Genomic DNA, 22,818 nt, shown 5'->3' with positions numbered 1-22,818 from the left:
GACTTTGGTTTAGAGACCTTCGAATGGGCGTAGGGCACACGTCCGGCACACGTGGACCTTGTCGCGAATGAGCCGGTGTGGTTGCCCGCAGAGCAGGCAGCGTCGGCGTACCAGCCAGCGACGCCGGGAGTTCCGTACTCTGGTTGCCACCACGATCACCTCCCCTCCAAGGGATGTGGGTGGGAGGCACGGGGACAGACGGGCCGTCGAATCCTGCATCCGTCCCCGTGCCGGACCTAAGGCCTTCCCCGATCCAACTGGGTGGCTACGTAGGTGCCCTTGGACTTGACCGTCACCAGCAGTCCGCGAGACTGCAGGATTCGGGTCGCGTGCCGCGCGGTTCCCAGCGAGACGCCGTACTCGGAGGCCAACCGCGATTCGCTGGGAAGCCGGGTGTGGGGTCGGAGTTCGCCCATTTCGATCCGGGTGGCGAGATGCTCAGCCATCCAGTCGTACAGATACCCCGGGCCATCGTCCGGCTTCTCGATGCGCGGAACCGCCGACACCGAAACGTCGCTGTACATCATCTATTCACGCAGCCTTGGCCGACTGCTCACCGGCGTTCCCCGGCGACTTCCCAGCCCTGCCACCGCCGTTGTTCGCGGCCTTGAACCCAGTCGCGCGGAAGACGAAGGACTGGTACTTGAACTCGCCGTTGCCCGCCACGCGCGGCTCAGCGGTCAGCCCGTCCAGCTCGATCGGCCGCATTCCCGGCAGCACCTCGGTGGTGGTCGGGACGGGCTGGACATCGGCCAGGAATGTGATCTCGTACGAGGCCCGCTTGGCGTTGGGCTCGGACGGGTCGGTTACGGCCACCTTCCACTGCCGCTTGCCGGTGGTCTCGTCCACCCGCTGTCGTGCGGGCCGACCAGCCGACCGGTCGTCACGCGACTGGTACTCGTTGTCCGGCGAAACCTCGCCCACCATAACCAGGCCCTGCGGAAACGCCTCATCGAACTCGATCGGGAAACGGTGTCCCCTCGTGATCGCCATCCTCAACACCTTTGCTTCTCGGTCTTCTTCGGGAGCCCTTCGCGGGCTTGCATAGACCAAGCTACCCGCACTTTCAGTACCGGGCAACACTGAAAGTGCGGGTATCGCAAAAAAAGTGCGGGTTAGGCGCGTGCTCCGATCTCGTGGGAGAGTTCTCGCAGCTCAGGAGTGTTCCCGTAGTCGCTGCTGAGGGCGTCATCCAGCAGCTCTCGGACGACTCGGTGGGTACGCACCTGCTCCGGAGCCACTTCGAAGGCACGTCGGAGTGCGGCTGTTAGCTCCTCGGCTTGTCGCCGCTGTGCGTGTGCGCGAGCCACGTCGATCAGGAGACGACCCTGCCGCTCCGGTGACATGCGGGAGGTGTCAGCCTTGGCTGCCACCCGGAGGGCACGACCGGCGTCGCCGAGCTCTACGGCCACGTTGACCTCGTGCAGCATGACGTTCGTGGGCCCGAACTCGGTGTTGTAGTCGTTCCGGTCGACGCCCAAGAAGCTTGCGGCCTCTCGGGCGCGCTCCAGGTAGCCGTAAGCCTCGTCCGCCTGGTTTGTACGAGCCGACGCCACGGCGAGCTGCAAGTACAGGGCGCCACGTAGTGCCACGGCTTCCGGTTCTCCAGCCTCGACCAGCCGCGCCAGTGCGTTGACGGCCGTACTCGCCGTGCGAAGTGCCAGGTCTTGGCGTCGGGCGTTCTGGAACACGATGGCCAGCCGGAAGGCGCCGGCCGCCATCAACAGCGGGTCGTCGGCCTCTTCCGCAGCAGCGATCGAGCGGTCGACAGCCACCAAGGCCGCCGCCAGCTCGTCCATCTTCGAGAGGACACCAGCCGCCGCGTGATACGCCTTGGCCTTCGCGATGCACGCCCGCTGCCGGTCCGCGCCCGTGGTCTTGCGGGCGGCGTACTCCAGCTCTGGGATCAGCGTCCCGAGCAGTTCGCTCAGGTTCTCGTACTCCGAGCCGTGCGCGAAGTCCCACGCTTGCTCAGCCCTGGCCCCCAGAGCGTCGATATCGACCGGGGCTTTCTCGGACAGCACCGCATGCAGCGCATCACTCGACGACAGGGCCAAACTCAGACTGGATGCAGCCTGCGGCTTCTGAGTCGCGGCAGCGACCACGTTCTCTTCGGGAGCCAGCTCACCGATCGGCACCTCAAGCGCCTCAGCCAGCGTCTCCAACACCGACATGCGGTCGATCCGCCGAGCACCCCGCTCGACCTGACTCACCCAGCTCTCAGAGCGGCTGATCTTCGCCCCAAGCTCCTTCTGAGACAGCCCCCGCCTGGCCCGATGCGACGCGACTCGCCTGCCAAGTGCCTTCGCGTCGCTGGGCAGAGGCATCAGAACCCCTTGCCGGTCGGCGAGTCCAAGAACTCGACGCGGACACCAGTCAGGTACTGCTCTCGCTCAGCCAGGAAGCGCTTAGTGTGCTCGTTGGCTTCGTGCTGGTCAAACGCCTCGCGCGACTCGTACAGCTCGTAGAAGACGCGCGACAGCGGAGCGTCCTTGACCTTGTGCACGGCGTAGATCAGAGTGCCGGGCTCTGTAGCTCTGATCAAGGGCACCGTCTCCGCGACCAACGAATCGAACTGCTCAGCTGCTACTTCATCACGAAGATAAAACCGAACAATAAGCGCGAACATGACCGCTCCTCCCTAGAGTAGCACTCAGAGTATCACCCAACACTTAAAGTACTACCTAGGACCTGGCGAGCCGTTCTGTCTCGATCCCCGACCTGCCTACTCGATCGGCAGTACGCGATGCTCGCGCCGCTGCCGTACCTCAACGTGCATCTCCACAGGTGTTCGAGTCAAAACGGCATCAACGAGTGTCGCCATAAACGTGTTGGCGTTCAAGTCCTCGGGTACCAAATCATTTAGCAAGGTCACCTTTGCGGGCTTCATCCCCTCGTGCCACTCAGCCACAACTAGGCAAGTTGCGTCGTATACGTCACTTTCCGCCTTCAGCTTCCGCATCATGTCAACCGCGCGCTCGAAGGCCCCCGCCTCCTCCTGGATTGTCGATCTCAGGAGAAACAAAAAACCCATCGCTGCAAGCGGGTATCGGCCACGCAAGTTCTTGGCATCGCCGTATGCCTCTTCAAATCTGTTTGCCAGGTTCTTTCTAAACGAGGACCCCATGCTCTTAGTTGAGACGAGAAGCTCGGGGCCGCGTGACCATTGTGCTATGAGGACGTCGACCTGCTTCACATACGCTCGTCCTAGTATGCGCGCGTCCGAAGGGGCAACCGTGGTGTTGCGGAGGAGTTGCATCCTGGCTTCGGACTGTAACCGCCGAGGCAACATCTTTATGAACTGCGAGACCTCGCGCGGTACAACGCGGGGTGCGCTCAGGCGTGGCCAAACCTCGTCTTCGTCGAAGCCAGAACGTCGCAACTCCCTTGCAACCCAGGCATCGATCGTTTTCGCCAGTCTACCCGACTGAGTCCCCGTTCCCTCTGCCACGGGGACAGTCAGCATCTCCTCAAGCAACTTGAAGTCAGCGTCATATACCGCAGGTCCAGCGCCACGAACCTGCCAAGGGTTGGTCTCAGGATGCGCGAGCACAATCGGCTCAAGCAATGAAAAGATGTCAACGATCTTAGCTTCAGTCATCACTTTGCCTTCTGGAGGCCGTTACTGCCATTTCGCTCGTAAGCGTCGAAGTTTCTCTCGACTAACAAAGAAATCAAGTCGTCAAATATCTCGTCCATAGGCACGGCCTGGCTAGGGTCATCAGCTCGATAGCAGTCAAGTGTTGGTCGAAACGGATTAGCATCGACTAACATTATGTACAATCGCTCGAACTGCTCCTCGCGGCCTGATGGGTCTGACCTTCCAGTAAAAATCCGGAGACGTGGAAACGCGTTAATGAATGTGCTGGTGCGTTTCGCAGTACCGTCATGGCGTGCGCCGTCATCCATAACCAGGAAGCCTGCCAGGACTGCATACGGAAACCTTCGATGCAGCGTAACCGCTTCTACCGCCAGGTCGCCCCTACGATTGGTCAGGTTCTTCTGGTAATTATGGCTTCGACCGTCTCGGAAATTTATACACTTGATACTCATTCCGAGCAGGAGCCCGGACTCTTCGGTCGCCCAGCTCACATCGATCTTTTTCGAAAATAAGCCACCATTAAGTCGGCGCCCGGCTCCCGATGCCCCCACCTCTCCTGGACCGGCCGGGCGGGTACCGCGTAGGCCGCGACGTCGAAGCTCATCGGCGAGCGCCGCCGCGAGAGCATTCGACATGTTTTCCGAGTAAGCCTTCTTAACCGAATTATTCGAGTCATCGGGAGGCTTAGTGCCAAGCGACTTGAGAGCTTGTCTGACTGAGTCGTCAATTCGAGTCACGCGCGCTGGCTCCTCTAGAGGCGCGACGTTTTCGCAACTCCATATGCGATGTACGGAGCGCCTTTATCTGTGTTCGATTCATCTTTACATGAGCACTTAATAAGACGTCGTCAACTAGTCGAACAGCTTCGAATAACTTGCCAGTTTGCAGAAACCGAGCGACTTGTGGGCGGATAGAAGCGAGGTCGCCCTGAGCGTTTTCGACGAGCATCTTTGACGGCACTATAAGTTGATCCGCTTCTTTTGGCTCGACTTTCAACATGCCGCCGCCATAGGCTCGCCCCACAGTCTCTGCGCTTAGCAAGGTCATCGAATTGAGCGTGGCAATTGGCAGGTTTTTCTTTCCGAGCTGAAGCACGCCTTTTCGTAGATATACGCCGTGTACCGAGTTCAGATTGTGCACGCCCGCACTGTTTTGACACAGACGCACGGTGTCGGCGTTCATATAAGTGAGGAACATGTCGGCTTTAGCTACCAATGGGACGCGCCACCACGGCTTGCGAACTCGGCATTTGTATGCTTGGTCGACCTTATCTTTCTCGCCCTTCGCGAAGTAAGCTTTTGCCTCAGGGGAGGGCTCGCCCATTGGTCGCAGAAGCAACGTTGCCATCCCGTCGCTGCCAAGCTCTCGCCAGGCAGCTTTCGTAAATTCTAGGCCGCGAAGATGGCGCGAACCCGGCGGCGACATAGGCAACAGTTCGTCGGGGGAAAGCCCTAGTTCTGCCACTTGAGCTGGCGACATCATGAAGTACTTGTTATTTCCTGTCACCATTCCAAGCGTGGTCTCACCCCAAGCGAGCAGTGTGGAAAACATTGAACTTGCGGCCAGTGACTCGTACGCATCGAGCGCGGACTCTGACAATAGAGACGGAGACCACTTGGCTTCGAGATCGACTGGCGTCCATCGTTGCTCGATTGCTTGATGTAGATCTGTGGTGTTTTTTGCTTGATAGATATCGCAGTGTTTGGCCGAGCCTCGGCCGAACCCATCTGCTAGAATAAGAACGACTTCTTCCATTACGCCCGGGAAAACACGTTCTGTGAACATAACTAGGCGCAGGGACTGGAAGCGTTCCATTAGGAAGCGGCGAATTGGTGCCGCATAGTTAACACTTAAGAGCTCGGCTGGAAGAACAAGGCCTAGGCGGCCGCCGGGCTTTAGAAAAAGTGCAGCGTGCACTGTGAACGCGGCCCAGGACGACGCCAAGCCAGTCAGCGGGACGCCGGCGCGAAGTGCCGCCTCGCGGGACCGCATACGCGCTTCACCCGCAAAGTCCTGATAACGCACGTAGGGAGGATTACCTATGACCACGTCATAGACAGGTTCCGGACTGAAGGTGAAGAAGTCCCCGACGTCGACTTGAACGTCGTTCCCCTGCGCCCGCACCACGGCAGCGGCGTGACGTGCGCTGTGTTCGTGTAGCTCAACGCCGTGCAACGCGGCAGCAGGCCTGCGGCTTTGAGCAGCGAGCTCCATGAGACGCTCGCCGGCCGCAGTTAGGAAGGCTGCCTCACCGCAGGCTGGTTCAAGAACTCGATCGGCCGCGTCTCGAACAGCCCAGTTCACCACGTAGCTACAGAGAGCTGCAGGCGTGAAGAAGGCACCTCGCGCCTTCCGCAGCTCGGGGCTGTCGACCAGGGGCTCGAAGGAAGTCACCGCACCATCCTGTCGTACATGCGTTCGAAGCTGGGGAGGCGCGCGCTACGCCGATGCCGATCTTAAGCCATCTGACGGTGTGACATGGATCGCACCGCTTGTCGAAGGATAGGGAGGGCGCAGTAGGAGGAGTCGATGCGTTGACGCTCTGGGACGTGGTCCGGACTGACTCGCTGGCCTGCTGCTGCCTTCAGCCATCGAGAGGCGCCTACCCGGAAGCAAGGATCAGAGTGGATAGACGTGAGGGGTCTTCGAGGAAAACTGCAGAATAATTGCTACGACCAACTGGGCAATGCCCCCAGCAGCGTAAAATATCCGCAGCTTATTCGTAGAATGAAGTGTGATCCTTTTCGTGGGCGTGAACCTTCCTAGCCCAATTTTTATGTGCGAGGGACTAGCTTTGCTGATCTCTTGGGTCAGCCCCGATTCTGGCAGGTATAACGCCAGCGCTCGTTCTAGTGTCTCCCCGTGCTTCACGGCGCCAATTAGTAGCTTGTGATACCAAACTTGATCTACAAAGTAAAATGACCCCCAAACAATTATTCCGAATATAAGGATGGTGGTGGAGAGTTGGATCTCTAGCCCTCCTAGCTGGATAGTCGTGCGGTCTTTGGCGGCCACGGCCGCGGCCCCGAGTGCGAAAGTGAGTGCCGTTAGGGCCAGTTGCCGTATACGCCAAGCGATATCGTTGAAATGCTGCTGGACGGCTATCGTTTGTTTCCACAGTTCCACATAGTTTTTGACTAGATCCTCGTCGTTCATTAGCAATTTCCGCCAAGGTCGAAAGTTTCAAGTAGTTCGTTGAAGCCGCTACGAAGGGAGTAAGTAGGGGTAACGTCGGGCTGTGATGCTAGCTGCTTTTCCCGCTCAATTTCGCCCTGACTCCAGTGCGACACTCGGCGGAGGAGATCGTAGCCCTCGGCGTGCTGGGCTATCCCATACGACGCATGTACATCTAGTGCTCCCACCATCTGCGCCATTGCGACATCTTTCATTAGACTATCGCCTACATACACCGCCTGAGAAGGCTCAACATCAAAGTCGCACATTATCTTCTTTAGGATCGAGGGGGCGGGCTTCAAAGTCCCCTCGGGAACGTGACGATGTTCCGTTTGAACTAACCCGTATTCATGGTTAGGGTGCCATCGAAGTTTTTCGAAGGTCACGCCAGATGGAAGGTCGTGATCGGGCGATGTGTATAGCACGGAGAGAAGGCCATCTAAGCGGGTTTTTCGGATGCGCCATTCGGTCCAATATGCGATCGATTCAGAGTAGCCAACTACTGGGATTCCGCGTTGGCGGAGCTTAATGAGTGTATCTTTGACTCCTGGGTAGAGGTTTGTAAATGTACGCCGTTCGCGGTTGAGAGTATGAATAGCTTGGTCGTAGTAGGTCAAGGGGTCGGAGTCAAGGCCTTGCCTTAACAATGACGGCAGCTCATTCAATAGATACGAGTATTCCGTCGTCCCCCTCGCGCGGTGGACAACCTGAATTTCACGCTCTAGCTGTTGTACGGAGACGCCGCTCAGCTCGGATAGCTTGTTCAGCATGGCTGAAAAGGATCGGTACCACGCTTGGAACCAGTCCCACAGCGTGTTGTCCAAGTCGGTGATTAGCAGCCGTGCCCGGGGTTTGGAGCGTCCCTCGTTCATGGCTCCAAGACTAGACAGGCGCACCGACAGTTTTGGGGCAGCGCGAGACCGTGTGGGCATGCCTACGCTGCCGGATTTGACCGGGAGCCACTGAGCCAACGCTCGACCTGCCGAACTTGCCTCTAATGGATCAAGGGCGGCGCGCAAGCGCGCCGCTGCGCCGCTCGGCCTGCCGCTCCGCTTCGGCCGGCGGCCCCAGCGATTCAGTGACCACCCGATCCCAGAAGGTTCGACGACCGGACCCTGCCTACGCCTTGTCGGCTTCCTTGAGCCAGGCTTCCCAGAAGGTTCGCTGTTCGTCGACTGTCGCCAACTGGTCGGGCGGTGCTTCGGCGAAGGTGTCCACGAGGTCGTCGCGGCGAGCTGTCCGTCCCGGACGTAGGACGTAGACTCGCTCGCCGCCCCCCATGTCGCGGGCCATGCCGCTGGGGTACGCGTCGCGTCGGGAGCCCTGGATCGCGATTCTCAACCCTTCCGGTTCCAGTTGGCGCCGCAATCGCACAAGGGCCTCGAACATGTCCGGTCCGGTCGCCGTGTAGGGACCTCCGTACGTCCCTTGGCTGGTCAGCAGCTCAAGTCGGTAGATCGGTCTCGTTCCGTCGTGGCCATCCAACCAACCGCGCAACCGAGCCTGGTGATGCTGGTCGCCTTGGACGACCGTCACATATCGATCGATGCGTAGGTCCGGGTACCCGTCGGCCATAAGCCTGATCCAACCGGAACTGCCCCGGCGGGCTCGTCATCGGGGTGCGGAAGCCCTCCGGCGGCCAGGGCTCTGCCCTGGACCCGGCACCGCTTCGGAGATCAGGGAAGGGCACGACCGGTGACCTCCTCACGGCGCGCCCGAGGGCTGCCAGGCCGGCCGGCACCGGTCAAGGGCGCTTCGCGGCCTCCGGCAAACCCTTGACCGGCACCACCCGGCCTGGCAGGGATGAACCCGCGCCGCGAGGAGATCACCTCAGCAGGAGCCCTGTGCGAGGGCAGCCCGCAGCAACATGCCAACAACATGCCCCGGTCAACAACGGTCAACACGGGTACCCCACGCACACCAAGAACCGCAGGTCAGCGCCGTTTTCCTGGTCTCCGGATATGGTTCCCAAGCTGAATACGCGGGTTCGATTCCCGTCATCCGCTCTTCGCAGGTCAGAAGGGGTGCCACCCAGGTCCGGGAGGCACCCCTTCTGCTATCTCCAGCAACATCCCAACGCCCCCTGGCAGATCGGCGCGGGTGCGTGACCGGTTGCCACGGCCGTGACGCATGCTGGAGCGTTGGGGGCTATGACCGCAGCGATCGCGCATCTCAGCGACCCGCACATGACCACGGGTCCTCTGGCCGGACCTCCGGCTGTCGGGCTCAACCGGGCCCTCGGCCGCGTCCTCGCGCTCGACCCACAGCCCGACTGCGTCGTGATCACCGGCGATCTTGTGGAGCACGGCAGGCCGGAGGAGTACAAGGAACTGCACGAGGCGATCGACCGCTTCCCGCTGCCGTTGCATCTGGCGGCAGGCAACCACGACGACCCGGCAGCGCTGCTGGACGAGTTCGATGGCACCCGCTTTATCGGCGGTACCGAGCGCACGCAGTACGCGGTGGACTATCCCGCATTCACCCTTGTCGTCCTCGAATCCACGGTCTCCGGGTCGCCGAAAGGCTGCTTGGGAACGCCGCAACTGAACTGGCTCAACGGAATCCTCGCTCGCAAGCGGGACACGCCGGCGATCGTGTGCCTGCACCATCCTCCGATCGATGTCGGCATCCCGTTTCTGGACGGAATGCGCCTGGAGGACGGCGTGGAACTGCTGGACGTGCTCGTCCAGCACACCAATGTCGCACGGGTGCTGGCAGGCCACGTGCACCGCCCCGTCACCGCTGCCTTCGCAGGCAGTGTCCTGGCCATCGCCCCCAGCACGCACCTCCAGAGTGGCCTGGTGCTGCACGACGGAGTGCCCAACTACCTGGCAGAGCCGACGTCCTTCCTGCTGCACCTTCTCGTCGCCCGGTCCTGGATCACGCACACCGTGCCGATCAGCCACGCGGCAGCACCCATCGCCGGCTTCTAACCAACTCCCGACACCGCTTGAGAGGCCGGTGGCGCGCGCAGGAGGCCGGCGGTCATGCCGAGAACCGTACCGACATCCACCGACAGATCACGCCCACCCGAACGCCCCGGCGAGCTTCTGCACCACCGATGCCACGCGAGCGCTCGCCGTCGCCGAGCTGGTCGAGCTGGGCTGGGTGGTCAGCTCAGCGCCTGCAGGCCCTGCCGACCGTCCTCACCCAGGAGAACTCGATGAATGAGCTCGACGAGACCCTCGGCCGGCTGCACCACGACATCCGGGGTGCCCCCGGGCGTTGTACGACGCCCGGCGGAAGCTGATGACCGCGATCGGTGCCGAAACTGCACAACGCGAGCGCGCTCGCGAAGATCGCTGGCATCCGGGCGGTCGAGCGGACCGGTGGCCGGCGTGCAGCCGTACGAGCCGTGGATCGACCAGGGGAGGTCGAAGCCACGGCGGTCAGCACCGCGATCGTCGAAGGGCTCGGCAAGACCGCGGCGCAAGTTTGCTTTTGCCGGACCGAAAATGACCGTCGAGCGGTTGTTTTTCGTCAGCAGGGCACGGAATTCTGGGATGGTATCTTCCGTTTGATCTTGTCCTGCGTGGAAGAGGCCCAATGCGAAGATCCGTGATCCTCCTGCTGCTCGTGGCCGCGCCGATCGCGATGGCGATCGTCCCGATGAGCCTGTCGGAGGAACCGGTGACGGGTGGGAACACCGCCGTCGCGGTGGTGGAGCAGGACGAGGCGCAGCTGGCCGACGCCCCGCCTCCTCCACCGCCTGCGACGGTATCCGCCGCGAAGCCGGTGACGACCCGGCAACCGGCGAAGAACACCCGGGGTGAGACCGCGGATGAGCGTGCGGCCCGGGTCAGCCGGGACGCGATGATCCCGCATCCGCGCCCACCGGCGGAGCCGGCCATCGCGCCCGGCGTGCAGGAGGCGTACGACTCGGCGTTCAACGCTCCGCCCATCGACCTCGGCGTCCTCACCCCGACCCCGACGACGAAGCCGTCGTACTAGGCGCCCTCGTGCATCGCTGGTGCTCGATGTCCCAGGTGCCGCCGCTGTCGAGGCAGTTCGTGAGCTCCAGCTGCCCGTCGACCCACGCCTTGTGTCCGGCACAGATCGAGTACAGCTTCTCGTCGCCATCGCGGCACTGATACCCGTACTGCGGCGGCACCCGGGTGGTCGTCCTGCGTGTGGACGATTTCCGGGTGGTGGTGGGTCCCGGTTTCGTCGTCGTGGTGGCCGGGGCAGGGGGCGGCACCGCCGTGGTCGTCGGCGTGACCTCGACCGGCGCCACGGTCGTGACCGGCACCGGAGCACCGGGTACCGCCGGTTGCGCGCAGGCGGTGAGGCAACCCAACAACGCGGCGACACCGAGAATTTTGATCCGCATGTCCGGCTCCAAGCTCCTCCGAAGAGGGTCGCCCGGCGCCGCCGCGCTGTTACTCCACCGTCACGCTCTTCGCCAGGTTCCGGGGCTTGTCGATGTCCCGGCCCAGGTGGTGCGCCAGGTGGTAGGCGAACACCTGCAGCGGGATCGTGAACAGGATCGGGTCCAGCTCGGGCTCGCTGCGCGGCACCTGGATCACCGAGTCGGCCAGCCCCGACGGCAGCGAAGCGTTCGTCACCGCGATGACCGGGCCGCCGCGGGCCTTGATCTGCTCGATCGTCCCGATGTTCTTCACCAGCAGCTCGTCGTCGGGCACGACGACCACCGACGGCATCCCCGGGTCGATCAGCGCCAGCGGCCCGTGCTTCAGCTCGCCCGCCTGGTACGCCTCCGCGTGCACGTACGAGATCTCCTTCAGCTTCTGCGCGCCCTCCCGCGCGACCGGCCAGCCCCGCACCCGGCCGATGAAGAACATCCGTTCCGCACCACTGTGTTCCTTCGCCACGGCGGAGATCTCGTCCTCCGCCGCGAAGACCTCCGTGATCCGCGCGGGCAGCGCGTCCAGCGCCGCGACGATCCGTGAGCCGTCCGAAACCGACAGGTCGCGCACCCGCCCGAGCGACAGCGCCAGCATCGCGAAGCAGACAGCCATGTTCGTGTACGCCTTGGTCGACGCGACGGAAACCTCCGGCCCCGCGTGCAGGAACACCCCGCTCCCGCACTCGCGCGCGATGGCGCTGCCGACCGTGTTGACCACGCCGATCACCTGTCCGCCCTTGCGCCGCAGCTCCTGCACCGCCGCCAGCGTGTCGGCGGTCTCGCCGGACTGGCTCACCGCGACGTACAGCGTGTCCTCCTCCACGACCGGGTTGCGGTAGCGCAGTTCCGACGCCGGCTCCGCGTCGGCGGGCAGCCGCGCCCATTCCTCGACGAGGTTCGCACCGATCTGCCCCGCGTAGTACGCCGATCCGCAGCCGAGGAACTTCACCCGCCGGATCGCACGCAGCGCCCGCGGGTCGAGGTTGATCCCGCCCAGCCGGGCGGTGCCGAACCGCTCGTCGAGCCTGCCGAGCAGGGTCCGCCGCACCGACTCCGGCTGCTCCCAGATCTCCTTGTGCATGAAGTTCGAGTAGTTGCCGAGCTGGTAGTCGTCGTCGTCGAGGTCCACCGTCGTCGGGGTTTTCGCGGTGCGGTGGGCCTGCAGCGTGCTGGTGACGAAGTCGTCCGCCGTGATCGTGGCCAGCTCGCCGTCGTCGAGGTACACGACGCGCTGGGTGTACCGCACGAGCGCGGCGACGTCCGACGCGACGAACATCTCGCCGTCGCCGATGCCCAGCACGATGGGGCTGCCGTTGCGCGCCACGACGAGCTGACCCGGGTTCTGCGCGTCCAGCACGACGAGCCCGTACGCGCCGTTAACCTCCCGCAGCGTCGCGCGCACCGCGTCCTCGAGCGAGGACGCGCCGTCCGCCAGTGCCCGCGCGATCAGGTGTGCGAGCGCCTCGGTGTCCGTTTCGGACACGAACTTCACGCCGTCCGCGGCCAGCCGATCCCGCAGCCGGCCCGCGTTCTCGATGATTCCGTTGTGCACCACGGCGATCCGCTTCGCGCTGTCGACGTGCGGATGCGCGTTCGCATCGGTCGGCTCACCGTGGGTGGCCCAGCGGGTGTGGGCGATGCCCACAGTTGAGGGTTGGTCCTCCTCGACGAGGCCCCGCAACTCGTCCACGCGCACGGCGGCCTTCGTGATCTTGAGCCGGCTGCGCTGCGCGACGGCGAGCCCCGCCGAGTCGTACCCGCGGTACTCCAGCCGGTGCAACCCCTCCAGCAGGATCGGCGTGGCCGCCCGTCTGCCGACGTAACCCACGATTCCGCACATGTAGAGCCTTCCTTCACCCGTAGACGATCCGTCGCAGCTGGCGCTCGGTCAGCTCGCCCGCGCCGACGGGGCGCTCGGCCAGTTCCGTCGTGACGATCTGCCAGATCTCGGCGTTCTTGCGCCCACGCCGCTGCAGCTCCCCGTGCCGGCGGCGCACGAACTCCTCGGTCGTCTCGCGGTAGTACGCGATGACGTCCGCGATCACGCGCTCGGCGACCGGCACCGGCAGGCCCGTGGAGCCTGCGATGTGGCGCACCAGCTGCTGATCCATCCTCAGACGTTCGCAGTCGGAGTCATCTTCGGCAAGGTTCCTGCCCGAATTCGGGCAGGTTTCACCCAGTAATGGTGCTCGCGGATGGTGCGGAGCTAATTCTCCGGTCCGAATACGCCGGCCGTGCTCAACCGGCGGACAGTCTCGTCGTCGTAGCCCAGGAGGTCACGCAGGACGGTGGCGGTGTGCTCACCACGGAAGGGCGCACGCCTGTGCTGCTGCGGGACGTTGCCGGCTCGAACGGGCGAGTTGACCTGCCACACCGATCCGAACCGCGGATGCTCGGTCGAAACGATGAGATCGCGCGCCAGCGTGTGCTCGTCACGCAAGGCCTGTCCGACATCGTTGACCGGCGCACACGGCACAGCGGCTGCCCGGAGCGCCTCGAGCCATTCCGCCACGGTTCGCGTGGAGAGTTCTTCGTCGAGGATGTCCTGCAACTCCTGGCGGTTCTCGTTGCGGTCGGCGAAGGTGGCGAACCGGCGATCAGTGGCGAGCTCGGGCCGCTCGATGACGGCGGCCAGCCGCTGCCAGAACTTCTCCTTTGCGCAGCCGATCACCAGCCAGCCGTCCTTCGCGGAGAACGCCTGGAACGGCACCAGCGATGGATGAGCCGAACGGCGGGTACGGGCGGGCTGGTACGCGGCGGTCAGGTGCCACGTGGCGGGATAGGTCAACAGACTGATCGCGGTGTCGTAAAGGCTCACGTCGCAGTCCATGCCGACGCCGTCCCGTCGGGCCGCGTGCACGCCGGCGAGCAGCGAGATGGCCGCCACGAAGCCGCCGGAGTAGTCCACGAGCGACAGTCCGGTCTTCTCCGGCGGACCGTCCGGGTCACCGGTGAGCGTCATCCACCCCGCCAGCCCCTGCAACACGTAGTCGTAGCCGGGTTCGGCCGCGCGGGGTCCCGTCATGCCGAACCCGGACAGCGAGCAGCACACGATCTTGGGGTTGACGTCCTTGAGGTCGTCGTACCGGATGCCGAGCTTCGCAGGTACGTCACCGCGCAGGTTCGAGTACACCGCGTCGGAGTGACGCACGAGGTCCTCCAGCACGGCGCGCCCCTCTGGATGACGAACATCGAGGCTGATGCTGCGCTTGTCGCGGTTGAAGGATTCGAAGAACAGCGAGTCCTCGCCCTCGGCGAACGGTGGCACGTAACGGCCGACGTCGCCACCGGCACCGGGATCCTCGATCTTGATCACGTCCGCGCCGAGGTGCGCGAGATGCAGCGAACCGAACGGGCCGGCACCGTACTGCTCCAGCGCCAGGATGCGGACATCCTCCAGAGGCTTCATCACGACCGCTCCGAATCGAGGACCGTGAAGGGCTTCTTGGCCTCGGGAAAGGTCGAGGTGCCGTGCCCACGGCGATGCACATAGAAGGTCCGGACGAACGAGAGGACCTCGTCTCCGTGCTGGTTGAGCGTACGAGTCTTGACCGTGACGATGCCCGCGTGCGGCCGGCTGCCGGACTCGCGTTTGCCGAGCACGATGGACTCCGACCACAGCGTGTTACCCGCGTACACAGGATGAGTCAGCGTGAGCTTGTCCAGGCCCAGATTCGCGAACGCGTTCTGCGTGGTATCGATGACGCTCTGCCCGATCGCGATGGCGATCGTCAGCGTCGAGACCACGAGCGGCTTGCCGAACTCCGACGCCGCGCCGACCTCGGCGTTGAAGTGTGCCTCATTGGTGTTCATCGTGAGCAGCGTGAACCACGTGTTGTCGGTTTCGGTCACGGTGCGCCCCAGCGGATGGCGATAGACGTCGTCGATCTCGAAGTCCTCGAAGAATCGACCCTGCCAACCGGGTTTCACGGTCATGTACGGCTCCATTTCAGAGGAGGCGCGCGGACGTGCACGCGGCCGGTGCGGAACCTTCAGTCATACGGGATTTGTTAGTCGACGCCGTGGTCTCCGACAGCGTAAACCTCGGAGGTTTTGGCGGTCAAGCGATCGAGTCGCTCATAGGTGCCGCGCAGGTGTCGAAGGTGCGCCCGGTTGGCTTCACGGGCGCCTGCCTGGTCGCCGCACTCCAGGAAGCCGATGATCTCGCGATGCTCCCGGTCGACCTCCGCCCAGAAGCTGGCCGGCGCCCGCTCCCGCAGGAACCGTTCCTTCAGTACCCGGAAAACCGGCTCGGCCAGCACTTCGAGTAGCGGATTGTGAGTTGCTCGCAGTAGACACGTATGGAAATCGCGGTTGCTATCGAAGACGTTGCCGGGGTCGACTTCGGCTGGATCGAACAAGGTCCGGCGGATGGCCGCCAGTTCCTCGTCCGTGCGGAGCCGGGCGGCGAATTCCGCGGCCGGTACCTCGAGCATCTCCCTGACGTCCATCAAGGCGGAGACCGTCAGGTGCACGCCGTCGGTCACCAGTGCGAGCCCGGTGCGCAAAGTCTGACTGATGTGCGAAAACGAGGGTGCGCTGACGAAGGTGCCACCGGCCACTCCGCGTTTGACCTTCACCAGGCCCTGGGAGGCCAATGCGCGGATGGCCTCCCGTGCCGTGTTGCGACTGACCCGGTAGTACGCCGAGAGCTCGGGTTCTGTCGGCAGACGATCGCCGGGTCGCAGTGCGCCCGACAGAATCTCCTCGCGGATCGCCGAAGCCAGCCGGTCGTATGCGGTGGTCGAAGGCTCGCTGGCGGAAACCATGTGTCACCACTCGTGGGCCGGGGAGCAAGAGCTCGGGGAACAGCGAAGCAGTATAGGCAAAACCTCGGAGGTTTAGGTAGATCGAGGCCTCAGCCCCCAGAGTGCATGTCCTCGGCTTCGGGGACCAGGTTGTCGTCCGGGTCGTCGAGCCAGCCGTGGGGCAGGGTGACCTTGCCGGGCGAGCCCTGCCGGCCGCGCGGGCCCAGGGCGTCCGCCGGGAACGGCGCATCGTGGTCGAGGTGCGTGATCAGCTCGTTCAGCTCGTCGAGCGAGGACACCATCGCGAACCGGCGCCGCAGCTCGGAGCCGACCGGGAAGCCCATGAAGTACCACGCCATGTGCTTGCGCAGGTCCCGCATCGCCTTCGTCGGCCCGTCGTGCTCGATCAGCAGTTCCGCGTGCCGGCGCAGCACGCGCGCGACCTCGCCGAGCGACGGTCCGGCGGGGATCTCCCGCCCGGCGAACGCGGCCTCCAGTTCGCCGAACAGCCACGGCCGCCCGAGGCAGCCGCGCCCGACGACGACGCCGTCGCAGCCCGTCTCGGCCATCATGCGCAACGCGTCGTCCGCGGCGAAGATGTCGCCGTTGCCCAACACGGGGATGCTCTGCACGGCCTCCTTCAGGCGTGCGATCGCGCTCCAGTCGGCCTTGCCCGAGTACCGCTGCGCCGCGGTGCGGGCGTGCAGCGACACCGCCGCCGCGCCCTCGGCCTCGGCGATCCGCCCGGCGTCGAGGTACGTGTGGTGCTCGTCGTCGATGCCGATGCGGAACTTGACCGTGAACGGCACCCCGGCGGACTCCGCGGCCTTCACCGACGAGGACACGATGTCGGCGAACAGGCGGCGCTTGAACGGCAGCGCCGCCCCGCCGCCCTTGCGCGTGACCTTGGCGACGGGGCAGCCGAAGTTCGAGTCGACGTGGTCGGCCAGCCCCTCGCCGACGATGATCCGCACGGCCTCGGCCATGGTCTTCGGGTCCACCCCGTACAGCTGCATCGACCTGGGCTTTTCGTGCTCGCCGAAGGTCATCATGTGCATCGTGCCGGGATGCCGCTCGACGACCGCGCGGGCGGTGATCATCTCGCAGACGTAGATGCCGGCACCGTACTCCTGGCACAGCTGCCGGAACGCGACGTTCGTGATCCCCGCCATCGGCGCGAGCACGACCGGCGGATCGACCGCGTAGGGGCCGATCTTCAGGGCGGGCTTGGTCAGGGTCTGCGTCACGTCCTCCATTGTCGCCCGTGACGAAGGACACCCGCAGCCGCCCCGCTCACCGCAGCTGCTGGCGCTGCCTCCCCAGCCCGTCGATCTCCAGCTCCAGCACGTCCCCGGCCTGCAGGAACGGGAACTTCCCGGACAGTGCGACGCCCTCCGGGGTGCCGGTGTTGACCACGTCGCCGGGGTCCAGCACGAGGTACTGCGAGAGGTCGAAGACCAGCTGCGCCACCGAGAAGATCATGTCCGCGGTGTTCGAGTCCTGGCGCGGCTCGCCGTTCACCCAGGAGCGGAGACCGAGCTTCTGCGGGTCCGCCACCTCGGCCGCCGGCCGCAGCCACGGCCCGAGCGGGTTGAACGTCTCCGCCGACTTGCCCTTCGACCACTGTCCGCCCGACTGCTCGACCTGCAGCGCACGCTCGGACACGTCGTTGCCGATCGTGTACCCGGCGACGTGGGACAGCGCCTCCTCGGGCGAGGACAGGTACCGCGCCTGCTTGCCGATCACGACCGCGAGCTCGACCTCCCAGTCCACCTTCGTCGCGCCCGGCGGGATGAGCACGTCGTCGTTCGGGCCGACCACTGTGTTCGGCGGCTTGAAGAAGATGATCGGCCGCTCGGGCGGCGCGGAGCCGGACTCGGCCGCGTGCGCGGCGTAGTTCTGCCCGATGCAGATCACTGCGCCCGGTTTGGCCACCGGCGCCCCGATCCGCCGCCCGGCTTCCTCCACAGTGGACAGCGAGCCGGCGTCGAGCGCCTCCGCGACGCGGGTGAGGCCGCCGTCGGCGAGGAAGTCCCCGGTGATGTCGGCGGTCAGCCCGCCCAGGTCGTACACCCCGCCGTCGCGGCGCACCGCCGGCCGCTCGCTGCCGAACTCGCCCAGCCGCATCAGTTCCACGTGGAGCCTCCTTGTCGTCAGCTGCCACGTTAGACCCCGTCGATGCCGTGGAATGCTGGCGCTGCGGGCTTTCCCGGTATTGGAACCTAAGCTTGAAACGTTTCATGAGCATGGTAGGGTGTGCGCACCGGCAGAGCAAGGGGATCGATGGTCGGCATCAAGGACGTGGCCCGGGAAGCCGGCGTTTCCATCGGTACGGTGTCCAATGTGGTCAACCGGCCGCACATGGTCTCGGCGGCGACGCGGTCCCGCGTGCTGTCGGTCATCCAGGAGCTGGGGTACGTCCGCGACGAGTCGGCGCGTCAGTTGCGCGCCGGCCGCAGCCGGATCATGGCGGTGCTCGTGCTCGACCTCGGCAACCCGTTCTTCGTCGATCTCGCGCGTGGCGCGGAGGAGGCGGCGCACGACGAGGGTCTCAACGTGATCACCTGCAACAGCGGGCAGCGCGTGGACCTCGAGGCCTCCTACCTCTCGATGCTCGCCGAGCAGCGGGTGCGCGGGGTGCTGCTCAGCCCGGTCGACACGACGGGCGAGGCGCTGGAAACCTTCCGTCGCAGGGGGATTCCGTACGTCCTCGTCGACCGGAAGGTGCCCCCGGAGGAGGCCAGCTCCGTCTCGGTGGACGACGTCGCGGGCGGCGCGCTCGCGGCCGGCCACCTGCTGGAGGCGGGCCACCAGCGGATCGCGTTCGTGAACGGGCCGCACGTCCTCGAACAGTGCCGCGACCGCGAGGCCGGCGTCCGCTCCGTGCTCACCGGCTCCGGCGCTGAGCTGGCCGTGCTCGAGACGGGTGCACTGGACGTGGCCTCCGGCCGGGACGCGGGCGCCCGGCTGCTCGGGATGAGCCCGCGGCCCACCGCGGTGTTCTGCGCCAACGACCTCCTCGCGCTCGGCGTGCTGCAGGCCATGGTCGGCGCCGGCGTGCGCGTGCCCAGGCAGATGGCGATCGTCGGCTACGACGACATCGAGTTCGCCGCCGCCGCGGCCGTGCCGCTCACCTCCGTCCGCCAGCCCGCGAAACGGCTCGGGCACACCGCGGCCGGCCTGCTCATCGCCGAGACCAGGGGCGATGACGAGCCCGTCGAGCACCAGCAGGTGGTGTTCACGCCCGAGCTCGTGGTCCGCGATTCGAGCCGGCCACACGTACGCTGAGCGCGTGGAAGGTGAGCCCGACGAGACGCCGAACCAGCGGCTCGCGCGCAACATCAACGACCTGCTCAGCGAGCTGCGGGTCGCGCAGGCCGGCGTGCAGATCCTGTTCGGCTTCCTGCTGTCGGTCGTGTTCACCACGCCGTTCCGCGAGGCCAGCGGCTTCGAGAAGTCGATGCACCTGCTCGCCGTCGTGCTCGCCGCGCTGGCCACGGCCCTGCTGACCGCACCCGCGGCGTGGCACCGGATCCTGTTCCGGGAGGGCCGCCGCGAGGACATCCTGCGCGTCGGCAACCGGACCGTCCTCGCGGGGCTCGTGTGCCTGGCCGCCGCGGTGTCCGACGTCGTCGCGCTGATCGCGAAGGTCGTCTACGGCCCGCTCGCGATGGGCGTCGTCGGCGGCCTGGTGGCGATCGCTTTCGGGGTGCTGTGGTTCCTCGTCCCCAGGCTCCTCCGGCGCGGTAACGGTTTTCGCGGAACCGGCCGTCCGGAGTAGCCGGCTGGATACACTGCTGATCCGACCCGTGACCCTACGGAGGCCTTGTTGACCCGGCTCGCCGCTTTCCTCGCCTGGTCCACCCAGGCCGGTTCCCCGGACGCCGTGAAGAAGGCGTTGTCGGTCATGAAGAACAGGCTCGGCGAGCACGGGTTCGACTACTACGACTGGAACGAGAACCAGAGCGTCAACAAGGACATCGGCGCGAAGGTCAGCGACGAGCTGCTCAAGTCCGACCTGGTCATCCTCGAGGGCAGCAAGCAGCGGCCCAACCTCGCCTACGAGGTCGGCTTCGCGCACGCGCTGCACCTGCCGCTGGTCGTCGTCAAGCAGGCGGACTCCGAGCGGTTGCCGGAGAACTTCGGCGAGCCCGACTACCTGTCCTACCCCTCGGACGTCGGGGACGAGGCCGGCTTCAAGACCTTCGAGACGCGGTTCGCCGACTGGCTCGGCAAGCTCGCGCAGACCACGCTCTCCCCGGGCCAGCGCTCGGCGCGCCAGGGCCGCAACGCGCTGAACGAGCAGATCAACAAGTTCATCGACGGCTATCCCGAGGAGCACGCGAGTCTGCACCTGCTCGGTGGCTGGGCCGGCGCGCTCGCCCACGAGCTCGACTCGGGCGGTGCGTCGCAGCTGGTCGTGGACGCCGACTACTACCTGCCGAGCTTCTCGAGCCTGCGCGAGTGGACCGGCGGGGAGGTCCGCGCGATCGCCGACCTGACCGACGAGACCGAGCAGTTCTGGACCCCGGACCACCCGGAGGAGATGACCGCGAACGTCAGCGAGCGGATCTTCCTCATCGACTGGTCGTGGTTCTTCGAGAACGAGGACAAGCTCGCCCGGCAGATCGAGCTGTGGAGGCGCCATCAGGCACGCCACCGCGACGGGCCGTACGACATCTACATCGCCGCCAAGGAGGAGCTGCGGGTCGGCGAGGTGCATCCGCTGGGCCCGGCCGCCGTCGGCCATCACCTGCTGCTGCTCGACCCGGACCTGATCGGCGGCTACCGGCCCAACCCCGGCCGCGTCGACGGCCGGCAGCTGGTCATCGAGCGCAACTCGCTGCGCTACGCCGGCGCGGCCCAGTTCTACGACTCGATCAAGGCGCGCGCGGTGCGTTTCGAGCCGACGATGAAGGCCGCCGACCTGCGCCGGGCGTGGGTGGCACGCAACGGCGTCGGGCGCTGGGACGAGGACTGGACGAGCGAGACCGAGTTCCGCTCGCCCGACTACTTCGACTCCTACGAGCGGCACATCCGGTGCTGGATCCCGCGCTACGCCCAGCTGATCCGCGACTGCGCGGCAACGGTGTTCCGCGAGATCCTGCGCATCTACGCGGACAAGATGCGCTCGGTCGACGTGCTCGAGATCGGCTATGGCACCGGGCGGCTGACGAGCGAGATCGTGCCGTGGATCCGCAACATCAACCGGCCGTTCTACGACCTGGAGCACCACGGGCCGGTGCGGCAGTACCGCGGGGTCGACAGGGCCGAGCAGATGACGGCGTACGCGCGGGAGCTGCTGCAGCCGGAAGCGCAGACGGGCCTGGACATGCGGCTGGTGCGCGGCACGGCGTGGGAGGACGTCGACGGGCGGTACGACATCGTGTTCGGTTCGCTGGTCATGCACTTCCTCATCGGCCCGGACCCGACCGACGAGACGCTCGAGGAGTTCTTCCTCAACTGCGCCGAGCACACCACCGAGGACGGCACGCTCGTGTTCGCGGACGTCTTCGGCGTGAACGGCGACCGCCGTGGCGCCTCGGCTATGGAGAAGTGGCGCGAGTGGATGATCCGCTACGGCCTGGCCGAGGAGGAGGTCGACGGCTACATGCGCGGCAACGCCGACATGACCAGCGCCGCCCCGGTCTCGTTGCTGCGCAAGGCCGCCGAGGCACACGGCTTCAAGACACGCGTCAAGGTCGTCGGCGCCCCGACGCTGCCGTTCCGCATCGTGGTGTTCGAGAAGGACCGGCCCTAACCCCGCCGCGCGCCGGCCAGGTATGCCACCGCCTGGGTCTTCGCCACCAGTGCGACCGAGTCGGCCGGGGGCAGGAACTCCGGGTGGTGCAGCGGCCGCGGCAGGAAGCCCGGCGCGCCGTGCAGGCCGACGAACGCCATCAGCGACGGGCCGAGGCGGCGCAGGTGGGCGAAGTCGTCGCTGCCGCAGGAACGCCAGGGCGGCGCGACAGCCAGCCCCGCCACGGGTGCGACGGCCGCGGTCGAGCGCGCCAGGTCGTCGTCGTTGACCAGCGGCGGCTCGCTCTTCGTGAACCGCACCGAGCCCGTGCACGCGTGGGCCGCCGCGACACCCTCCACAGTGGACACGACTGCGTCGCGCAGGACCGCCTGGTCCGTCGCGTCGAGCGCCCGCAGCGTGGCCCACGCGCGTGCGCGGGACGGGATGACGTTCTCCGACGTCCCGGCCTCGATCTTCCCGACCGTCAGCGCCGCCGCGTGGGTCGGATCGAGGCGGCGGCCGACGAGACCGTGCAGAGCCACCACGACGTGCGACAGCGCGAGTACCGGATCCGTCGCCAGGTGTGGATACGCGCCGTGCCCGCCCGCGCCCTCGACGAGGATCTCCGCCGCGTCCGATGCGGCGTTCACCGCGCCCGGCTCGATCCCGATCGACCCCCACGCGATCAACGGGTGCAGGTGCGCGGCCACCACCGCGTCGAACCCGCCGGTCAGCGCCGGCTCGTCGAGCAGCGCCACCGCGCCCGAGGGGTGCCGCTCCTCGCTGGGCTGGAAGACCGCGGTGAACGGCACGGGCAGGTCCTCGCGCATCCGGTACGCCGCCCGGGTGACCGCGACCAGCGCGGCGAGGTGCACGTCGTGCCCGCAGGCGTGCATGAACCCGTTGGCCGCGGCGAACGGCGAGTCGGTCTCCTCGTCGATCGGCAGCCCGTCCAGCTCCGCCCGCACCAGCACGCCCCGCGGCCCGCCGATCCGCGCGACCAGGCCCGTTTCGGCGACCGGCGCGGGCTCGAACGGCAGCGCGTCCGCGATCGCCCTGGCGGTGCCGAACTCGGCGAAGCCGACCTCGGGGTTGGCGTGCAGCTTTTCGCGCAGGGCGAGGGCCGCGGGAATTTCGTCATCGACGAGCCGGAGAAGTTGCTCCACACTGGACATCTGCCCAGTTTCGT

25 protein-coding genes are annotated in these 22,818 nt (G+C 65.6%); 6 read left to right on the top strand and 19 right to left on the bottom strand.

Features of this window, described 5'->3' with window-relative positions; genetic code table 11:
• Positions 1 to 236: 236 nt before the first annotated feature.
• The 10 genes from LWP59_RS38980 to LWP59_RS38935 all read right to left on the bottom strand — a co-directional run bounded on the left by LWP59_RS38980 (position 237) and on the right by LWP59_RS38935 (position 8,350).
• Positions 237 to 527 carry a winged helix-turn-helix domain-containing protein gene (locus LWP59_RS38980; RefSeq protein ID WP_229857374.1) on the bottom strand — a complete coding sequence of 97 codons (291 nt, stop codon included), beginning with the start codon at positions 525 to 527 and terminating at the stop codon, positions 237 to 239.
• Between the two features lie 4 nt (positions 528 to 531).
• On the bottom strand, positions 532 to 993 hold the full coding sequence (locus LWP59_RS38975; protein WP_144636750.1) for a hypothetical protein: 462 nt from the start codon (positions 991 to 993) through the stop codon (positions 532 to 534).
• A 122-nt stretch (positions 994 to 1,115) separates the two neighbouring features.
• Positions 1,116 to 2,327, bottom strand: a complete 1,212-nt coding sequence (locus LWP59_RS38970) for a helix-turn-helix domain-containing protein (RefSeq protein ID WP_222425487.1) — start codon at positions 2,325 to 2,327, stop codon at positions 1,116 to 1,118.
• Positions 2,327 to 2,629 carry a putative quinol monooxygenase gene (locus LWP59_RS38965; RefSeq protein WP_144636748.1) on the bottom strand — a complete coding sequence of 101 codons (303 nt, stop codon included), beginning with the start codon at positions 2,627 to 2,629 and terminating at the stop codon, positions 2,327 to 2,329. Before LWP59_RS38965 ends, LWP59_RS38970 begins: the two co-directional genes overlap by 1 nt.
• 96 nt (positions 2,630 to 2,725) lie before the next feature.
• Positions 2,726 to 3,601, bottom strand: a complete 876-nt coding sequence (locus LWP59_RS38960; RefSeq protein ID WP_222425486.1) for a hypothetical protein — start codon at positions 3,599 to 3,601, stop codon at positions 2,726 to 2,728.
• The gene (locus LWP59_RS38955; RefSeq protein WP_222425485.1) at positions 3,601 to 4,338 is read right to left on the bottom strand and encodes a hypothetical protein; all 738 of its coding nucleotides are present in this window, start codon (positions 4,336 to 4,338) and stop codon (positions 3,601 to 3,603) included. The genes LWP59_RS38960 and LWP59_RS38955 overlap by 1 nt, the downstream gene beginning before the upstream one ends.
• Positions 4,325 to 5,995 (bottom strand): N-6 DNA methylase, encoded by a 1,671-nt coding sequence (locus tag LWP59_RS38950; protein WP_186383167.1) that lies wholly within the window; start codon positions 5,993 to 5,995, stop codon positions 4,325 to 4,327. The genes LWP59_RS38955 and LWP59_RS38950 overlap by 14 nt, the downstream gene beginning before the upstream one ends.
• 225 nt (positions 5,996 to 6,220) lie before the next feature.
• Positions 6,221 to 6,757, bottom strand: a complete 537-nt coding sequence (locus LWP59_RS38945) for a hypothetical protein (RefSeq protein WP_144636746.1) — start codon at positions 6,755 to 6,757, stop codon at positions 6,221 to 6,223.
• Complete coding sequence (locus LWP59_RS38940; protein ID WP_144636744.1) at positions 6,757 to 7,647, bottom strand: HAD family hydrolase; 891 nt, start codon at positions 7,645 to 7,647, stop codon at positions 6,757 to 6,759. The genes LWP59_RS38945 and LWP59_RS38940 overlap by 1 nt, the downstream gene beginning before the upstream one ends.
• Before the next feature lie 247 nt (positions 7,648 to 7,894).
• A complete protein-coding gene (locus LWP59_RS38935) occupies positions 7,895 to 8,350 on the bottom strand; it encodes a hypothetical protein (RefSeq protein ID WP_144636742.1) in 456 nt (151 codons plus the stop codon).
• 575 nt (positions 8,351 to 8,925) lie between these two features.
• On the opposite strand from LWP59_RS38935, the gene LWP59_RS38930 reads away from it, so the two are divergent.
• The 3 genes from LWP59_RS38930 (at position 8,926) to LWP59_RS38920 (ending at position 10,726) form a co-directional block, all read left to right on the top strand.
• On the top strand, positions 8,926 to 9,708 hold the full coding sequence (locus LWP59_RS38930) for a phosphodiesterase (protein ID WP_144636740.1): 783 nt from the start codon (positions 8,926 to 8,928) through the stop codon (positions 9,706 to 9,708).
• A 329-nt stretch (positions 9,709 to 10,037) separates the two neighbouring features.
• Complete coding sequence (locus tag LWP59_RS38925; protein WP_144636738.1) at positions 10,038 to 10,337, top strand: hypothetical protein; 300 nt, start codon at positions 10,038 to 10,040, stop codon at positions 10,335 to 10,337.
• Positions 10,322 to 10,726: a hypothetical protein gene (locus LWP59_RS38920; protein WP_144636736.1), complete on the top strand. Its 405-nt coding sequence runs from the start codon at positions 10,322 to 10,324 to the stop codon at positions 10,724 to 10,726. The genes LWP59_RS38925 and LWP59_RS38920 overlap by 16 nt, the downstream gene beginning before the upstream one ends.
• Here LWP59_RS38920 and LWP59_RS38915 read toward each other — a convergent pair.
• The 8 genes from LWP59_RS38915 to LWP59_RS38880 form a co-directional block, all read right to left on the bottom strand.
• Positions 10,692 to 11,105 carry a hypothetical protein gene (locus tag LWP59_RS38915; protein WP_144636734.1) on the bottom strand — a complete coding sequence of 138 codons (414 nt, stop codon included), beginning with the start codon at positions 11,103 to 11,105 and terminating at the stop codon, positions 10,692 to 10,694. The two genes, LWP59_RS38920 and LWP59_RS38915, sit on opposite strands and share 35 nt — an antisense overlap.
• Positions 11,106 to 11,154: 49 nt before the next feature.
• Complete coding sequence (glmS, locus tag LWP59_RS38910; RefSeq protein WP_144636732.1) at positions 11,155 to 12,981, bottom strand: glutamine--fructose-6-phosphate transaminase (isomerizing); 1,827 nt, start codon at positions 12,979 to 12,981, stop codon at positions 11,155 to 11,157.
• A gap of 13 nt (positions 12,982 to 12,994) precedes the next feature.
• Complete coding sequence (locus tag LWP59_RS38905) at positions 12,995 to 13,252, bottom strand: hypothetical protein (protein ID WP_144636730.1); 258 nt, start codon at positions 13,250 to 13,252, stop codon at positions 12,995 to 12,997.
• 95 nt (positions 13,253 to 13,347) lie between these two features.
• Positions 13,348 to 14,550, bottom strand: coding sequence for a CaiB/BaiF CoA transferase family protein (locus LWP59_RS38900; protein ID WP_144636728.1), 1,203 nt, complete (start codon positions 14,548 to 14,550; stop codon positions 13,348 to 13,350).
• Positions 14,550 to 15,077 (bottom strand): MaoC family dehydratase, encoded by a 528-nt coding sequence (locus LWP59_RS38895; RefSeq protein ID WP_144636726.1) that lies wholly within the window; start codon positions 15,075 to 15,077, stop codon positions 14,550 to 14,552. Before LWP59_RS38895 ends, LWP59_RS38900 begins: the two co-directional genes overlap by 1 nt.
• 74 nt (positions 15,078 to 15,151) lie before the next feature.
• Complete coding sequence (locus LWP59_RS38890; RefSeq protein ID WP_144636724.1) at positions 15,152 to 15,910, bottom strand: FadR/GntR family transcriptional regulator; 759 nt, start codon at positions 15,908 to 15,910, stop codon at positions 15,152 to 15,154.
• Positions 15,911 to 15,999: 89 nt separating this feature from the next.
• Positions 16,000 to 17,145: a tRNA dihydrouridine synthase DusB gene (dusB, locus tag LWP59_RS38885; RefSeq protein WP_144636722.1), complete on the bottom strand. Its 1,146-nt coding sequence runs from the start codon at positions 17,143 to 17,145 to the stop codon at positions 16,000 to 16,002.
• 37 nt (positions 17,146 to 17,182) lie between these two features.
• Positions 17,183 to 18,025 (bottom strand): fumarylacetoacetate hydrolase family protein, encoded by an 843-nt coding sequence (locus LWP59_RS38880; RefSeq protein WP_144636720.1) that lies wholly within the window; start codon positions 18,023 to 18,025, stop codon positions 17,183 to 17,185.
• Between the two features lie 147 nt (positions 18,026 to 18,172).
• On the opposite strand from LWP59_RS38880, the gene LWP59_RS38875 reads away from it, so the two are divergent.
• From LWP59_RS38875 to LWP59_RS38865, 3 genes are read left to right on the top strand one after another with little or no spacing between them, the layout of a single operon-like run.
• On the top strand, positions 18,173 to 19,177 hold the full coding sequence (locus LWP59_RS38875; protein ID WP_144636718.1) for a LacI family DNA-binding transcriptional regulator: 1,005 nt from the start codon (positions 18,173 to 18,175) through the stop codon (positions 19,175 to 19,177).
• Between the two features lie 4 nt (positions 19,178 to 19,181).
• Entirely contained in the window at positions 19,182 to 19,670 is a 489-nt protein-coding gene (locus LWP59_RS38870; RefSeq protein WP_144636716.1) for a DUF6328 family protein, read from the top strand.
• 48 nt (positions 19,671 to 19,718) lie between these two features.
• The gene (locus LWP59_RS38865; protein WP_144636714.1) at positions 19,719 to 21,650 is read left to right on the top strand and encodes a class I SAM-dependent methyltransferase; all 1,932 of its coding nucleotides are present in this window, start codon (positions 19,719 to 19,721) and stop codon (positions 21,648 to 21,650) included.
• On the opposite strand, the gene LWP59_RS38860 is transcribed toward LWP59_RS38865, so the two are convergent.
• Complete coding sequence (locus tag LWP59_RS38860) at positions 21,647 to 22,804, bottom strand: M20 metallopeptidase family protein (protein WP_186383166.1); 1,158 nt, start codon at positions 22,802 to 22,804, stop codon at positions 21,647 to 21,649. The genes LWP59_RS38865 and LWP59_RS38860 overlap by 4 nt on opposite strands.
• Between the last annotated feature and the right edge of the window lie 14 nt (positions 22,805 to 22,818).

The organism is Amycolatopsis acidiphila (assembly GCF_021391495.1).
Classification (GTDB): domain Bacteria; phylum Actinomycetota; class Actinomycetes; order Mycobacteriales; family Pseudonocardiaceae; genus Amycolatopsis_E; species Amycolatopsis_E acidiphila.
Note: the sequence above shows the minus strand (reverse complement) of the source record. Positions and strands in the feature narration are given on the sequence as shown.

Excerpts from the sequence above, each read along its gene's own strand:
- LWP59_RS38960 (WP_222425486.1), bottom strand. The coding sequence starts at position 3,601 with ATGACTGAAGCTAAGATCGTTGACATCTTTTCATTGCTTGAGCCGATT.
- LWP59_RS38860 (WP_186383166.1), bottom strand. The coding sequence starts at position 22,804 with ATGTCCAGTGTGGAGCAACTTCTCCGGCTCGTCGATGACGAAATTCCC.
- LWP59_RS38965 (WP_144636748.1), bottom strand. The coding sequence starts at position 2,629 with ATGTTCGCGCTTATTGTTCGGTTTTATCTTCGTGATGAAGTAGCAGCT.
- LWP59_RS38935 (WP_144636742.1), bottom strand. The coding sequence starts at position 8,350 with ATGGCCGACGGGTACCCGGACCTACGCATCGATCGATATGTGACGGTC.
- LWP59_RS38945 (WP_144636746.1), bottom strand. The coding sequence starts at position 6,757 with ATGAACGACGAGGATCTAGTCAAAAACTATGTGGAACTGTGGAAACAA.
- LWP59_RS38975 (WP_144636750.1), bottom strand. The coding sequence starts at position 993 with ATGGCGATCACGAGGGGACACCGTTTCCCGATCGAGTTCGATGAGGCG.
- LWP59_RS38890 (WP_144636724.1), bottom strand. The coding sequence starts at position 15,910 with ATGGTTTCCGCCAGCGAGCCTTCGACCACCGCATACGACCGGCTGGCT.
- LWP59_RS38905 (WP_144636730.1), bottom strand. The coding sequence starts at position 13,252 with ATGGATCAGCAGCTGGTGCGCCACATCGCAGGCTCCACGGGCCTGCCG.
- LWP59_RS38930 (WP_144636740.1), top strand. The coding sequence starts at position 8,926 with ATGACCGCAGCGATCGCGCATCTCAGCGACCCGCACATGACCACGGGT.
- LWP59_RS38940 (WP_144636744.1), bottom strand. The coding sequence starts at position 7,647 with ATGAACGAGGGACGCTCCAAACCCCGGGCACGGCTGCTAATCACCGAC.
- LWP59_RS38895 (WP_144636726.1), bottom strand. The coding sequence starts at position 15,077 with ATGACCGTGAAACCCGGTTGGCAGGGTCGATTCTTCGAGGACTTCGAG.
- LWP59_RS38920 (WP_144636736.1), top strand. The coding sequence starts at position 10,322 with ATGCGAAGATCCGTGATCCTCCTGCTGCTCGTGGCCGCGCCGATCGCG.
- LWP59_RS38915 (WP_144636734.1), bottom strand. The coding sequence starts at position 11,105 with ATGCGGATCAAAATTCTCGGTGTCGCCGCGTTGTTGGGTTGCCTCACC.
- LWP59_RS38970 (WP_222425487.1), bottom strand. The coding sequence starts at position 2,327 with ATGCCTCTGCCCAGCGACGCGAAGGCACTTGGCAGGCGAGTCGCGTCG.
- LWP59_RS38875 (WP_144636718.1), top strand. The coding sequence starts at position 18,173 with ATGGTCGGCATCAAGGACGTGGCCCGGGAAGCCGGCGTTTCCATCGGT.
- glmS (WP_144636732.1), bottom strand. The coding sequence starts at position 12,981 with ATGTGCGGAATCGTGGGTTACGTCGGCAGACGGGCGGCCACGCCGATC.
- LWP59_RS38900 (WP_144636728.1), bottom strand. The coding sequence starts at position 14,550 with ATGAAGCCTCTGGAGGATGTCCGCATCCTGGCGCTGGAGCAGTACGGT.
- dusB (WP_144636722.1), bottom strand. The coding sequence starts at position 17,145 with ATGGAGGACGTGACGCAGACCCTGACCAAGCCCGCCCTGAAGATCGGC.
- LWP59_RS38980 (WP_229857374.1), bottom strand. The coding sequence starts at position 527 with ATGATGTACAGCGACGTTTCGGTGTCGGCGGTTCCGCGCATCGAGAAG.